This window comes from Streptomyces sp. NBC_00076, assembly GCF_045041235.1.
Taxonomy (GTDB): Bacteria; Actinomycetota; Actinomycetes; order Streptomycetales; family Streptomycetaceae; genus Streptomyces.
In genome coordinates, this window is the sequence record NZ_CP108242.1 from 6,697,117 (window position 1) to 6,712,025 (window position 14,909).

Below are 14,909 nucleotides of genomic sequence, written 5' to 3' on the forward strand. Positions count from 1 at the left end.
TCAAGTGTGCTGCGGACGGCGCATTGGTGCGAGGGGGCGGTCGATCTCCGACCGCCTTGCGGCACACGGGGATTGGTGCAAGGGGGTCTCCTGCCCATTGTCGTGATCACGGAAACGGAGGAGGACGAGGGCGCCCGCCGACGCACGCCGCGCGAAGACGCCATGCCCCCGTCCGGGACATGCCTGCCGCCTGAGGAGCGGGGTACTGCGGCAGGATGGACCCCATGCCGAACCGACTGGCCCATGAGACGTCCCCCTACCTCCTCCAGCACGCCGACAACCCCGTCGACTGGTGGCCCTGGTCGGACGGTGCCTTCGAGGAGGCCCGGAAACGGAACGTGCCCGTCCTGCTGAGCGTCGGCTACAGCAGCTGCCACTGGTGTCACGTCATGGCGCACGAGTCCTTCGAGGACCAGGAGACCGCCGACTACCTCAACGCGCACTTCGTCAGCGTCAAGGTCGACCGCGAGGAGCGTCCCGACGTCGACGCCGTCTACATGGAGGCCGTGCAGGCGGCCACCGGCCAGGGCGGCTGGCCCATGACCGTGTTCCTCACCCCGGACGCCGAGCCCTTCTACTTCGGCACCTACTTCCCGCCCGCCCCGCGCCAGGGCATGCCCGGCTTCCGGCAGGTCCTCCAGGGAGTCCAGCAGGCCTGGGCCGAACGGCGGGACGAGGTCGCCGAGGTGGCCGGGAAGATCGTGCGGGATCTGGCCGGACGGGAGATCTCCTACGGCGACAGCCAGGCACCCGGCGAGGAGGAGCTCGCGCAGGCACTGCTCGGACTGACCCGGGAGTACGACCCGCAGCGCGGCGGATTCGGCGGGGCGCCCAAGTTCCCGCCGTCCATGGTGGTCGAGTTCCTGCTGCGCCACCATGCGCGGACCGGGGCCGAGGGCGCGCTCCAGATGGCCCGCGACACCTGTGAGCGGATGGCCCGCGGCGGGATCTACGACCAACTCGGCGGCGGCTTCGCCCGCTACTCCGTCGACCGCGACTGGACCGTGCCGCACTTCGAGAAGATGCTGTACGACAACGCCCTGCTCTGCCGGGCCTACGCCCACCTGTGGCGGTCGACCCCCCGCGACGGAGTCGCTGATGAACACAGCGAGCTCGCCCGCCGGGTCGCCCTGGAGACCGCCGACTTCATGGTGCGGGAACTGCGCACCGCCGAGGGCGGGTTCGCGTCCGCGCTCGACGCCGACAGCGACGACGGGACCGGCAAGCACGTCGAGGGCGCCTACTACGTGTGGACGCCCGAGCAGCTCGACGAGGTGCTCGGGGCGGATGCCGAGCTCGCCGCGCACTACTTCGGCGTCACCTCGGAGGGCACCTTCGAGGAGGGTGCCTCCGTCCTCCAACTCCCGCAGCAGGACGTCGTGTTCGACGCCGAGCGCATCGACTCCGTGAAGCGCAGGATGTTGGAGTCCCGGTCCCAGAGGCCCGCTCCAGGCCGTGACGACAAGATCGTCGCCGCCTGGAACGGCCTCGCGATCGCCGCGCTCGCCGAGACGGGCGCCTACTTCGACCGACCCGACCTCATCGAGGCCGCGCTCGGCGCCGCCGACCTCCTGGTCCGACTGCACCTGGACGACCACGCCCGCCTCGCCCGCACCAGCAAGGACGGCCAGGTCGGGGCCAACGTGGGAGTGCTGGAGGACTACGCGGACGTGGCCGAGGGCTTCCTCGCGCTCGCGTCCGTGACCGGCGAGGGGGTCTGGCTGGAGTTCGCCGGCTTCCTCCTGGACCACGTCCTGGCCCGGTTCGCCGACGACTCCGGCAGCCTCTACGACACCGCCGCCGACGCCGAGAAGCTGATCCGCCGGCCGCAGGACCCCACCGACAACGCCACCCCGTCCGGCTGGACCGCCGCCGCGGGCGCCCTGCTGAGCTATGCCGCCCACACCGGGTCGGAGCCGCACCGCACCGCAGCCGAGAAGGCACTCGGCGTCGTCAAGGCCCTCGGCCCGCGCGTCCCCCGTTTCGTGGGCTGGGGGCTCGCCGTCGCCGAGGCCCTGCTGGACGGGCCGCGCGAGGTCGCGGTCGTGGGACCGGATCTGGACGACGACGGCACACGGGCCCTGCACCGCACGGCTCTTCTCGGTACCGCGCCGGGTGCGGTCGTCGCCCTCGGTAGCGAAGGCAGTGGCGAGTTCCCGTTGCTCGCCGACCGGCCGCTGCGCGACGGCGAACCGACTGCGTACGTCTGCCGAAATTTCACCTGTGACGCCCCGACCACCGATCCGGACCGGCTGAGCACGCAACTGAATGGCTGACAGCCGTCAATGGCAGTGCGTTGAGCGGAGAACATCCGGAACGGAGGGGTTCATTCAGGCTGCCCAAATGGGCCAGGTATGCAGATACCTCCCAGTAGTCGCCACCCCGTTCGGAAACACACTCTTTATCTGAACACCTCCCGTACTTCACAGTTCCCCCCTAATCTCTGCACAGTGACGCGCGGTCGTGACACATCGATGTGACACGCCGTCGCGGCAGGGGGTTTTTGGGATCTGGGGGGATCTTTTGCTCACGTCTGTCCTTATCGCTGCCGTTTCGCTTGCCTTGTTCTGGATGGCGGCCTTCACTCTGTGGTGGCAGATGCACGCGTGGCGTACGCCCGAAGTGCTCGCCTCCACCCGGTTCAACAGACCCGACGGGGGTGAACACCTGTCCTTCTCGCTGCTGCTTCCGGCGCGCCACGAGCAGGCCGTGCTGGACCACACCATCCAGCGGCTGCTGGAGTCGAGCCACACCGACTTCGAAATCATCGTGATCGTCGGGCACGACGACCCGGAGACCACGGCGGTCGCCTGTGACGCCGCGGAGCGCGACCCGCGCGTGCGGGTCGTCGTCGACACCCACGAGAAGAAGAACAAACCGAAGGCCATGAACACGGCGCTGCCGCACTGCCGCGGCGATGTCGTCGGGGTCTTCGACGCGGAGGACCAGGTCCATCCGGAGCTCCTCGCCCACGTCGACCACGCCTTCCGTTCCACCGGCGCGGACGTCGTCCAGGGCGGGGTGCAGCTCATCAACTTCCACTCCAGCTGGTACAGCCTGCGCAACTGCCTGGAGTACTTCTTCTGGTTCCGGTCCCGACTGCATCTGCACGCGCAGAAAGGGTTCATCCCGCTGGGCGGCAACACCGTCTTCGTCCGCACGGACGTCCTGCGGGAAGCCGCCGGCTGGGACCCCGAATGCCTCGCCGAGGACTGCGACCTGGGCGTCCGGCTGTCCAGCATCGGCAAGAAGGTCGTCGTCGCCTACGACTCCGACATGGTGACCAAGGAGGAGACGCCCGGTTCGCTGATGTCGCTGCTGAAGCAGCGCACCCGTTGGAACCAGGGCTTCCTCCAGGTGTACCGGAAGAAGGACTGGAAGCAACTGCCGGGCTTCGGGCAGCGGTTGCTCGCCCGCTACACCCTGATGACGCCGTTCATGCAGGCCTTCACCGGTGTGATCATCCCGCTGAACGTGGCGATCGCGCTCTTCCTCGACGTGCCCGTGGGCATCGCCTTCATCACCTTCCTGCCGCTCGTCACCGCAATGGTGACCTTCGTCTTCGAGGTCGTCGGGCTGCACGACTTCGGCAAGCAGTACGGCCTTCGCGTCCGGCTCGTCCACTACCTCAAGCTCGTCGTGGGCGGCCCCTTCTACCAGGTACTCCTCGCCGGCGCCGCCATCCGCGCCGTATGGCGTGAGCAACGCGGCCGTACCGACTGGGAGTTGACCTCACACGTAGGCGCGCACCTCACACCGTCCGAAGTGACCCGAGAGGACGTCCCCGCGTGACCTCCACCCTTCCCGCGGTGACCACTCCCACGGTCCCCGCGCAGCGCCGGCCTGCGCCCACATCCGGTTCGGACGGCCGAACGGCCCCGCCGAGCCGACTGCGCTCGTCCCGTCCCGACCTCCTCCTGTGCGGCCTGCTCCTCGTGGCCATCCTGGTCGTCCAGGGCTGGAACATCGCCGACTACCCGACGCTCAGCGACGACGAGGGCACCTACCTCGCCCAGGCCTGGGCGGTCCAGGAGGGCAAGGGCCTGGCCCACTACACCTACTGGTACGACCACCCGCCGCTCGGCTGGATCCAGATCGCCCTGCTGACCTGGATCCCCAAGCTGATCAGCCCCGAGTCCATGACCGTCGGCTCGATGCGGGTGACGATGCTGGTCATCAGCGGCATCAGCGCGATCCTGGTCTACGTCCTGGGTCGTCGCCTCTCCCTGCCCCGCTGGGCCGCCGGATTGGGCATGCTCCTGTTCGGGCTCTCGCCGCTGTCCGTCGTCCTCCAGCGGGAGATCTTCCTCGACAACCTCGCGGTGATGTGGACGCTGCTCGCGTTCACCCTCGCGGCCTCCCCGAGTCGCCACCTCTGGCACCACTTCGGGGCGGGCCTCGCGGCCGCCACGGCCGTCCTCACCAAGGAGACGATGCTCGTCGTCCTGCCCGCGCTCCTGGTGACGATGTGGCGGCACAGCCACCGCGACACCCGTAAGTTCGCGGTCACCGGCGCCGTCACGGCCTGCCTGTTGATCGGCATGTCGTACCCGCTGTTCGCCCTCCTGAAGGGCGAACTGCTGCCCGGCGGCGGGCATGTCTCCCTCTGGGACGGCGTCAAGTACCAGATGACCAGGCCAGGTTCGGGATTCATCCTCGACCAGGGCTCCGGATCCCACGGCGTCCTCGAGTCCTGGCTGTACTACGACCGTGTCCTGCCGCTCGGCGGTCTCGGGGGCGCCCTCCTGCTGCTGGCCACCTGGCGCTGGTCGGTCACCGCCCGCGCCCTGGCCGGACCGGCGCTGACGGTGGCGATCCTCGCCGCCCTGGCCCTGCGGCCCAACGGCTACCTGCCCGCGATGTACGTCATCCAGGCGCTGCCGTACCTCGCCCTGGTGCTCGCCGGAGGTACCGCTTCCGTGGTCCACGGGGTGGTGCGCAGATGGCGGAGCGAAGGGGAGAAACGGTTGCTCACCGGCGGGCGGTACGCCCTCGCGGCCGTCCTCGCCGTCGCCGCCGGCGCCTACGTCGTACCGCGCTGGTACGACGGCGACCGCACCGCCGTCACCCTCGACGCCAACGCCCCCTACAAGGCCGCCTCGAAGTGGCTGAGCAGCGAGGTGGACAAGCCTGAGGACGCCCGGGTGCTCGTCGACGACGCGCTCTGGCTGGACCTGGTGCACGCCGGGTACCGGCCCGGACTCGGCGTGATCTGGTTCTACAAGGCCGACCTCGACCCCGCGGTGACGAAGACGATGCCGCGCGGCTGGAAGGACATCGACTACGTGGTCGCCTCACCGACGGTCCGGCGGGACGCGGTCGACCTGCCCAACGTCAAGGCGGCCATCCAGCACTCGAAGCCGGTCGCCACCTTCGGCACCGGCGAGGACCGGATCGAGATCCGGCAGATCCAGACCACCGGCACCGCCGTGGGAGGCGTCCGATGAGCCAGGAATCCATAGTCCCCGGAGAACTCGACGATCCGGCCGTACAGGCGGCGGAGGTGGCCGAGCCCGGTGCCGTCACGATCGTCGTCCCGACCTTCAACGAGTCCGCGAACATCCGCGAACTGCTGCACCTGATCACCGAGTCGGTGCCCTCCCGGCTGCCCTGCGAGGTGGTCTTCGTGGACGACTCCACCGACGACACCCCCGAGGTCATCTACGAGGCGGCCAAGGACTGCCCCTTCCCGGTGACCGTCCTGCACCGGGATGAGCCGGTCGGTGGGCTCGGCGGCGCGGTCGTCGAGGGCATCCGGGCGGCCTCCTCCGACTGGATCGTCGTGATGGACGGCGACTGCCAGCACCCGCCGTCCCTGGTACCGGAGTTGGTGGCCACCGGCGAGCGGGCCAACGCCGGTCTGGTCGTGGCCTCCCGCTACATCAAGGGCGGCAGCCGGGCCGGACTCGCGGGCAGCTACCGGGTCGCCGTCTCGCGCGGCGCGACTTGGCTGACCAAGTCGCTCTTCCCGCGCAAGCTGCACGGCATCAGCGACCCGATGAGCGGCTTCTTCGCGATCCGCCGCAGCGCGGTCACCGCCGACGTGCTCCAGCCCCTCGGCTACAAGATCCTGCTGGAACTCGCCGTACGCAGCCGCCCGCGCCAGGTCACCGAGGTCCCGTTCGTCTTCCAGGACCGGTTCGCGGGCGAGTCCAAGTCCAGCGCCCAGGAGGGGATCCGGTTCCTGCGCCACCTGGCGGGCCTGCGCACCGCTTCGCCGGTGGCCCGCATGGTCGGCTTCGGCCTGATCGGTGCGACCGGCTTCGTGCCGAACCTGCTCGGGCTGTGGGCGCTGACCCTGGCCGGCATGCACTACGTCCCGGCCGAGATCGTTGCCAACCAGTTCGGCGTGGCCTGGAACTTCGTCCTCATCGAGCATCTGCTGTTCCGCGACCGGCGGCGGCACCGGCGCTGGTGGGACCGCGCCGGACGGTTCGCGCTGCTCGCCAACGCCGACCTGGTGCTGCGCATCCCGCTGATCGCGCTGTTCGTCCACCGGTTCGGGATGGGCGCGCTGTCCGCGACAGCGCTCGCCCTGGTGACGACCTTCGTCCTGCGCTTCGCGGGGACCGAGGCGTTGGTGTATCTGCCGCGCAGGGGCCGCGGGGGCCTCGATGGCGGCCGTACCGCAAGGAGAGCTCGTGAAAAGACGCCGTAGGAGATCCGCGCTCCTGGCTGTGGCAGGCCTCACCGGGGGCCTGCTGCTGGCCTCACCTCAACCCGCGTCCGCCGCCAACCTCGTCAAGAACCCCGGCTTCGAGACGGCCGGTACCGGCGACATGCCGTACTGCTGGGAGAAGTCCGGCTGGGGCGACAACGACTTCACCTTCTCGACCGTGAGCGACGCCCACAGCGGCTCCAAGGCGATGAAGGTGTCGCTCACCCGCCGCGTCGACGGCGACCGGAAGGCGCTGATCACGGAGTCCACCGCATGCGCGCCGGTCGTGACCGCCGGCAAGCAGTACGACCTCGGACTCTGGTACAAGTCGACCACCCCGGACACGTCGCTCACGCTCTTCCGGCACGACGCCACCGCGGGCTGGCAGTACTGGACGGACCTGAAGACGCTGGAGATGTCCTCCACGTGGGCCCAGGCCGCGGTGCGCACCCCGGCGGTGCCCGTCGGCACCGACCGCATCACCTGGGGTGTCTCCGTCTACGGCACGGGCTCGGCCACCACCGACGACTACACGATGGACCAGGTCGCCGACCCGGTACCCGACCCGGTGTGCACGGGCACCGCCGAGCAGTGCGCCAACGGCAAGTGGGACGTGCTGCCCACGCAGAACCCGGTCCGTTCCATGCACTCCGTCGTCCTCAACAACGGCAAGGTGCTGCTGATCGCGGGCTCCGGGAACAGCGAGGAGCAGTTCAACGCCGGCACCTTCACCTCCGCGGTGTACGACCCGGTGAAGGGCACGTACAAGGTCATCCCCACGCCGAAGGACATGTTCTGCTCCGGACACGTCCAGCTCCAGGACGGCCGGGTGCTGGTGATGAGCGGCAACAAGGCGTACCCGGTTGCGGGCGGACACGGCTACGAGGGCTACAAGGACTCGTACATCTTCGACCCGAAGACCGAGACGTACAGCAAGACCAACGACATGAACGACGGCCACTGGTACCCGTCGGCGACCGAGCTCGGCAACGGTGACGTCATCTCCTTCGGCGGCCTGCGCGAGGACTCGACCGGCTCGGTGACCGCCGAGTACTGGTCGGACGCCGAGCAGCAGTGGCAGCCGCTGTGGAAGGTCAACCAGACCTGGTCGTACTGGGGCCTGTACCCGTCGATGATCCTGATGCAGGACGGCCGCCTCTTCTACTCGGGCAGCCATGTCTTCGGCAACAACATCCCCGGCACGGGATCGGCGATCTACGACTACGGCGCCAACACGGTCACGCAGGTCCCGGGCCTGCAGAACAAGGACGAGCGCGACCAGTCGGCGAGCGTGCTGCTGCCCCCGGCGCAGGACCAGAGGGTCCTCACCCTCGGCGGCGGCAACATCGACTCCAACCCGGACGCCAACCGGCTGACCGACGTCATCGACCTCAAGTCCGCCAACCCGGGCTATGTCGCCGGCCCGCCGTTGCCGCAGGGAACCGTCGACCTCGGCAACGGCAAGATCCCCGAGACCGGCAACCAGGGCAAGATGTACGTCTCCGCCGTACTGCTGCCGGACGGCAAGGTGCTGGAGACCGGCGGTGCACTGCACAACCGGGCCGACCCGGTCTTCGAGTCGTCGATCTACGACCCGGCGTCGAACACCTTCGACCCGGTGGCCGCCGACCCGCAGGCACGGGGCTACCACTCGTCGTCGTTCCTGCTGCCCGACGGCCGGGTGATGTCGACCGGCGACAACCCGGGCAACGGCACCTGGAACCACAACGTGTCGATCTACACCCCGCCCTATCTGCTCAAGGGCACGCGCCCGTCGATCACTTCGGTGATCGACACCGAGTGGAACTACGGCGACACCCAGCGGATCACCGTCGACCGGCCCATCGCGAAGGCCGAGTTGATCCGCCCGGCCGCCGTCACCCACTCCTCGGACCCGAACCAGCGGTTCGTGGACCTGCCGCTGTCGGTGGACGGCAACAACATCGACCTGAACGTGACGAGCAACCCCAACCTGGCCCCGCCCGGCTGGTACATGCTCTTCGCGGTCGACGCCAACGGGGTGCCGTCGGTGGCCAAGTGGGTTCATCTGCAAGGTCCGGCGGCACTGAGCGCCACCGACGCGTCGGCGCACGTCCACTCCTTCGCCGACTCGCTGGAGGGCACGGTCACCAAGCCCGGAAAGAAGAAGACCTCGCAGAAGGTCAGCCCCACCGTCTCCGGCTGCGACCGACACTACGGCTCGATCAACGTCTGTGTGCCGACCGTGTTCCCGGCGGAGGTGAAGAAGACGACGGCCGCCCGCTGCACCTGGCTGAAGGCGAACGACTACGGCCGCCTGAAGGTCAACGGCAAGGACGACCCGCTCAAGCTCGACCGGAACAAGGACGGGACCGCCTGCGGGAAAGGTGACGTGAGGAAGAAGAGTTAGCGGTCGCCCGCGAACTCCTCCAGGGCGCGCTCCACGATGGCCTCCAGCTGTTCGTGGTGCGCGCCCTTCCAGTACGCCCGCCCGCACTCCCGGCATTGCGCGAAGACGTCGTACGACCGCCGCGTCCCGCCCTCCAACTGGTCCGCCACTTCCTCTTTGGTGGCCCCCTTCAGGAGACCGTTGCAAGCGATGCACCTGGTCCACGGCCGCAGCTCGGGGCGGAAGCGGTCCAGCACGTCCTGGAGTTGGTCCTCGGGGCGAGTGCTGTAGACGAACGCGCCCGCCCACAGTTCGCGACGGCGCAGCAGGCCCCGGTCCCGGCTGAGCATGACCCGGCGCTCGGCCGCCGAGCGGGCGGCGAGGGCCGGGTCGCCGATGTCCAGCGACTCGTACGCCGTGTCCACGCCGAGCAGGCGCAGGCGGCGGGCGAGGGTGCCGAGGTGGACGTCGAGGAGGAAGCGCAGGGGAGCGCCGGGGACCCGCTGAGGGCGTTGGACGGGCCGTACCCGCACTGACTCGCCCGCCGCCGGGATGTGGGACACGGGGGCCTCACGGCCGTCGACGAGGAGGGAGCCGACCTCGGTCAGCGGCACGCCGAGGGACTCCACGACATGGCCGAGGGTGGAGACGCCGTCGGTGGCGACCGGGGTGGCGCCGGACCGTCGTCCCTGGGGGACGAACAGGGTCAGTTCGGGGGCGAAGGCGACGTGGATCTCCGGTGCTGCGCTCACCGGGTCAGGATGTCACGGCCTCGGGCGCCAGCCTCAGGGGTTTTCCCGGGTGAGGCCGTGTTCCACGACGTCCAGGGCGCGGTCCACAAGCTCGCGCGGGTCGTCGCGGAAGCCGTTCTCGGCCCAGTACTGGGAGACCTCCGCGAGTCCGCCGATCAGGGACATCGTGTAGACCCGCACCTCCAGGCCGTCCTCCGCGCGGCCGGTGCGCGCCGCGACGGACGAGGCGAGCTGCCTGCCGGTGACCGACATGCTCTCCATCATCCGGGAACGCACCGCGGGCACCTCGGCCATCAGTCGCGACCGCAGCCGGGTGATCTCCGGTTCCTCGTCCGCTCCGAGGCCGACGGCCCTGCGCATGACGTACCGCAGGGAGTCGGGCCACGGCTCGTCGGCCGGCCGGGCCCGCAGTTCCTCCAGGAGCATCGGGCCGTACTCGTCCGTGAGGACGATGTCCTCCTTGACGGGGAAGTAGCGGAAGACCGTGGACGGCGACACCTCGGCGCGCTCGGCGATCTGCTCGATCGTCGTGGCGTCGTACCCCTGCTCCTCGATCAGCGCGTAGGTGGCGCCGCGGATCGCCCTCCGGGTCTTGATCTTCTTCCGCTCACGAAGTCCCAGTTGGGGGCGGTCGGTGGGGGGAGGGGTTCGTACGGGCGTCATGGCGCTCATTGTCGGGCATCGACCTGCGCGGCAGCCATGTCCGCGTCCCTCGCCGTCCTGCTCGCGACCAGTGCTGCGAGGGACGCAAGAAACGGCCACGGCTCGAAAGCCGTGGCCGTCGTCTCCCGTGGGAGTGGTTACTGGTACGCGACCAGCGAGATCCCGACGTAGTGCGCGATGAACGCCGCCAGCGTGAGGGAGTGGAACACCTCGTGGAAGCCGAACCAGCGCGGTGACGGGTTCGGGCGCTTGATGCCGTAGATCACTCCGCCCGCGCTGTAGAGCAGGCCGCCCACGATCACCAGCACGAGGACGGTGATGCCGCCGGTGCGCATGAAGTCGGGCAGGAAGAAGACGGCCGCCCAGCCCATCGCGATGTAGCAGGGCGTGTAGAGCCAGCGTGGGGCGCCGACCCAGAAGACGCGGAAGACGATGCCCGCCGCGGCCGCCCCCCAGATGCTCCACAGCAGCCACTGCCCCTTGGCGCCCGGCAGAAGCAGCATCGTCAGCGGGGTGTAGGTGCCGGCGATGATCAGGAAGATGTTGGCGTGGTCCAGCCGTCGCAGGATCCCGTCCATGCGCGGGCTCCAGTCGCCCCGGTGGTAGAGAGCGCTGACGCCGAACAGCAGGCAGGCGGTCAGGGCGAAGATTCCGCAGGCCAGGCGGGCTCTGGTGGTGTCGGCGAGGGCGGTGAGCACCAGGCCCGCGATGAGTACGGCCGGAAACATTCCGAGGTGCAACCAGCCGCGGAGTTTGGGCTTGACCGGATGCGGCAGGGCGAGCGCGACGGGACCACGGCCGACGGCGGCCGGGTCGTCCGTGGGCGCGTCGGGGGCGGACGCAGTCATACGGGGCATCGTATCTACGGAACCGTAAGTAACGGATCGGTGTGACCCGTCGGGCGTCAAAGAGTGGCCATCGTCTCACGTGCTCGTACAGGTGTCCTGCGGGCGTCCTTCCATGGAACGGCCACCTGAATCCCATGTGGACGCAAAGCGGCGGCTCTACACGTGGCGATCCTCACTCTGCTCACCTGGGCGCTCCTATGGACAGATGGGCGGTCTCGTCGGATGATCAAATGAGTGCGGTCGGCACCGGATGAGCGCCAGAGGGAATCGACGCTGCGAAGCATCCGGGTCGAGGCCCCCACGGGGCGGCAAGGACAAAATCCCTCATTTTAGGAGCGATCGTGGCGCGTGACATCGCGGCTCTCCCCGTCATCCCCACCACCCACAAGGAACTGATCTCGTGGGTGAACGAGATCGCAGAACTGACGCAGCCGGACAGCGTGGTCTGGTGTGACGGCTCAGAGGCCGAGTACGAGCGACTGTGCGAGGAGCTCGTGGCCAAGGGAACATTCAAACGGCTCGACCCGATCAAGCGCCCGAACTCCTACTACGCGGCTTCCGACCCGACCGATGTCGCCCGGGTCGAGGACCGCACCTTCATCTGTGCGGAGAAGGAGGAGGACGCCGGCCCCACCAACCACTGGAAGGCTCCCGCGGAGATGCGCGAGATCTTCCAGGGCGAGGGCGGCGAGGGTGGAGTCTTCCGCGGCTCGATGAAGGGCCGGACGATGTACGTCGTCCCGTTCTGCATGGGCCCCCTCGGCTCCGAACTCTCCGCGATCGGCGTCGAGATCACCGACTCCGCCTACGTCGCCGTGTCCATGCGCACCATGACCCGCATGGGACAGCCGGTCCTGGACGAGCTGGGTTCCGACGGCTTCTTCGTGAAGGCCGTCCACACCCTCGGCGCCCCGCTGGCGGAGGGCGAGCAGGACGTCCCGTGGCCGTGCAACAGCACCAAGTACATCTCGCACTTCCCGGAGTCCCGCGAGATCTGGTCCTACGGCTCCGGCTACGGCGGCAACGCCCTGCTGGGCAAGAAGTGCTACGCCCTGCGCATCGCCTCCGTCATGGCCCGCGACGAGGGCTGGCTGGCCGAGCACATGCTCATCCTCAAGCTGACGCCCCCGCAGGGCGAGTCCAAGTACGTCGCCGCCGCCTTCCCGAGCGCCTGCGGGAAGACCAACCTCGCCATGCTGGAGCCCACCATCTCCGGCTGGACGGTCGAGACGATCGGCGACGACATAGCCTGGATGCGCTTCGGCGAGGACGGCCGCCTGTACGCCATCAACCCCGAGGCCGGTTTCTTCGGCGTCGCGCCCGGCACCGGTGAGCACACCAACGCCAACGCGATGAAGACGCTGTGGGGCAACTCCGTCTTCACCAACGTCGCCCTCACCGACGACAACGACATCTGGTGGGAGGGCATGACGGAGGAGACTCCGGCCCACCTGACGGACTGGAAGGGCAACGACTGGACGCCGGATTCGGCGACCCCGGCCGCCCACCCCAACGCCCGCTTCACCACCCCCGCCGCCCAGTGCCCGATCATCGCGCCCGAGTGGGAGGACCCCAGGGGCGTGCCGATCTCGGCGATCCTCTTCGGCGGGCGCCGCGCCAGCGCCGTCCCGCTGGTGACGGAGTCCTTCGACTGGAACCACGGCGTCTTCCTGGGCGCCAACGTGGCCTCCGAGAAGACCGCCGCCGCCGAGGGCAAGGTCGGAGAGCTGCGCCGCGACCCCTTCGCCATGCTGCCGTTCTGCGGCTACAACATGGGCGACTACATGGGCCACTGGGTCGACGTGGCGAAGGACAAGGACCCGGCGAAGCTCCCGAAGATCTACTACGTCAACTGGTTCCGCAAGAACGACGAAGGCAAGTTCGTGTGGCCCGGATTCGGCGAGAACTCCCGTGTCCTGAAGTGGATCGTGGAGCGCCTGGAGGGCAAGGCCGAGGGCGTCGAGACCCCGATCGGCATCCTGCCGACCAAGGAGGCCCTCGACACCAACGGTCTCGAACTGGACGACAAGGACCTCGACTTCCTCCTCACGGTCGACAAGGAGGTCTGGCGGGAGGAGGCCGCCCTGGTCCCCGACCACCTCAACACCTTCGGCGACCACACGCCCAAGGAGCTGTGGAACGAGTACCACGCGCTGGTCAAGCGCCTGGACTGAAGTCCCCCCGAGACGCCGCGGCCGGCTCCGATCGCGCCCTGACCAGCAATATCGTCACGGCCGGCCGCGGTGAGAGCACCACAGACCGGCGAAGCCGCGCACTACGGCGTGCGGAGCCTTGGGCCTGCCGTCGTCCTACCCGTCCGCCCCGACGGGTAGGACGACGGCAGGCCTTTTCCTGTGCCCGGTCCCTTTTCACGGGGGACGAGACCGATTCGCCGAAGCCGAGCACCGCATTCCACAGAAGGCTTGTGAGTCATTTCCGAGAGGTCGGCCATTCGGTCAATGTCACCCTTTTGGCGGTGTGACGAATGGGCGCCAAAGTTATCGACGCCGCCCGGGTGATCCTCACCCACGGAACGGGTGGACAGATAATCATTCTTTCATGAAGTGGGAATACCTGCCTCGTCTGTATCCGTAGGGGATGAGGCGAGCAAGCGAAAAAGCGCACTAAGCGCGCTTGCTGTCTGGTCCCTCTTCCGTGAGGAAGGTTCTCTTGAACCGTAGAACGATTCGAAACTCGCGCCTGAGATCCGCAACGATGGTGTCGGTGGGCGCGGTCGCCGTGGCGCTCAGCGTCGTCCCGAGCACGGTGGCTGTCGCCGACGCGATGCAGGCGTCCGGCTCCGACCGTGCCATGACACACCTGCGTGCGAACAACCACCCCACCGGCGCCATCGCCGACGCGATCCGCAGGGCCGGAGCCGAGGGGCGCGCGACGGTGCGTGCAGGCGGCGACCGGGAGTATGGCCAGGGAGGCTATGGCGACGGAGACCACGACCGCGGTCCCCAGGGCAAGCCGGGCAAGCAGGGCCCCCAGGGCAAGCCGGGCAAGCAGGGCCCGCAGGGCCCGCAGGGTGCCACGGGTACTCAGGGCGCTACGGGTACTCAGGGCGCTACGGGTACTCAGGGCGCTACGGGTACTCAGGGCGCTACGGGTACTCAGGGCGCTACGGGTACTCAGGGCGCTACGGGTACTCAGGGTGCCACGGGTACTCAGGGTGCCACGGGTACTCAGGGTGCCACGGGTACTCAGGGTGCCACGGGTACTCAGGGCGCTACGGGTACTCAGGGCGCTACGGGTACTCAGGGCGCTACGGGTACTCAGGGTGCCACGGGTACTCAGGGTGCCACGGGTACTCAGGGCGCTACGGGTACTCAGGGCGCTACGGGTACTCAGGGTGCCACGGGTACTCAGGGCGCTACGGGTACTCAGGGCGCCACGGGTGCCCAGGGCACGCTCGGCAGTTCCTACGTCGTCACCGCCGGCGGTACCGGAGTCGCGACTGCCAGCTGCTTGGACAACGACGTCGCCACCGGCGGCGGAGCTCTGGGCGTCTTGGGCGCCCTCGCCGGGAGCTTCCCGGTCGGCGGTTCCAACGTCACGCCTCCCAACGGGTGGCAGGGCGTGGGCCTCCTCGGGGTCACCCCCGTCACCGCCTACGT

The 14,909-nt window shown here is 68.8% G+C and carries 9 protein-coding genes; 6 read left to right on the top strand and 3 right to left on the bottom strand.

Annotation, left to right across the window (positions count from 1 at the left end; translation table 11 throughout):
- The first annotated feature begins 224 nt into the window (after positions 1–224).
- From OHA64_RS30610 to OHA64_RS30630, 5 genes are all read left to right on the top strand, one after another.
- On the top strand, positions 225–2,276 hold the full coding sequence (locus tag OHA64_RS30610) for a thioredoxin domain-containing protein (RefSeq protein WP_405618487.1): 2,052 nt from the start codon (positions 225–227) through the stop codon (positions 2,274–2,276).
- Between the two features lie 247 nt (positions 2,277–2,523).
- The gene (locus tag OHA64_RS30615) at positions 2,524–3,792 is read left to right on the top strand and encodes a glycosyltransferase (RefSeq protein WP_405618489.1); all 1,269 of its coding nucleotides are present in this window, start codon (positions 2,524–2,526) and stop codon (positions 3,790–3,792) included.
- The gene (locus OHA64_RS30620) at positions 3,789–5,447 is read left to right on the top strand and encodes an ArnT family glycosyltransferase (protein WP_405618491.1); all 1,659 of its coding nucleotides are present in this window, start codon (positions 3,789–3,791) and stop codon (positions 5,445–5,447) included. The genes OHA64_RS30615 and OHA64_RS30620 overlap by 4 nt, the downstream gene beginning before the upstream one ends.
- Positions 5,444–6,658, top strand: coding sequence for a glycosyltransferase (locus OHA64_RS30625; RefSeq protein ID WP_405618494.1), 1,215 nt, complete (start codon positions 5,444–5,446; stop codon positions 6,656–6,658). The genes OHA64_RS30620 and OHA64_RS30625 overlap by 4 nt, the downstream gene beginning before the upstream one ends.
- Complete coding sequence (locus OHA64_RS30630) at positions 6,642–9,047, top strand: galactose oxidase-like domain-containing protein (protein WP_405618496.1); 2,406 nt, start codon at positions 6,642–6,644, stop codon at positions 9,045–9,047. The genes OHA64_RS30625 and OHA64_RS30630 overlap by 17 nt, the downstream gene beginning before the upstream one ends.
- Here the strand turns inward: OHA64_RS30630 and OHA64_RS30635 are convergent.
- The 3 genes from OHA64_RS30635 to OHA64_RS30645 form a co-directional block, all read right to left on the bottom strand.
- A complete protein-coding gene (locus OHA64_RS30635) occupies positions 9,044–9,778 on the bottom strand; it encodes a Mut7-C RNAse domain-containing protein (RefSeq protein WP_405618498.1) in 735 nt (244 codons plus the stop codon). The two genes, OHA64_RS30630 and OHA64_RS30635, sit on opposite strands and share 4 nt — an antisense overlap.
- Before the next feature lie 33 nt (positions 9,779–9,811).
- Positions 9,812–10,441, bottom strand: a complete 630-nt coding sequence (locus OHA64_RS30640; RefSeq protein WP_405618500.1) for a TetR/AcrR family transcriptional regulator — start codon at positions 10,439–10,441, stop codon at positions 9,812–9,814.
- 137 nt (positions 10,442–10,578) lie between these two features.
- Complete coding sequence (locus OHA64_RS30645; protein ID WP_405618502.1) at positions 10,579–11,289, bottom strand: hemolysin III family protein; 711 nt, start codon at positions 11,287–11,289, stop codon at positions 10,579–10,581.
- Positions 11,290–11,630: 341 nt separating this feature from the next.
- Between OHA64_RS30645 and OHA64_RS30650 the strand changes: the two genes are divergently transcribed.
- A complete protein-coding gene (locus OHA64_RS30650) occupies positions 11,631–13,463 on the top strand; it encodes a phosphoenolpyruvate carboxykinase (GTP) (protein WP_405618504.1) in 1,833 nt (610 codons plus the stop codon).
- Positions 13,464–14,909: the final 1,446 nt, after the last annotated feature.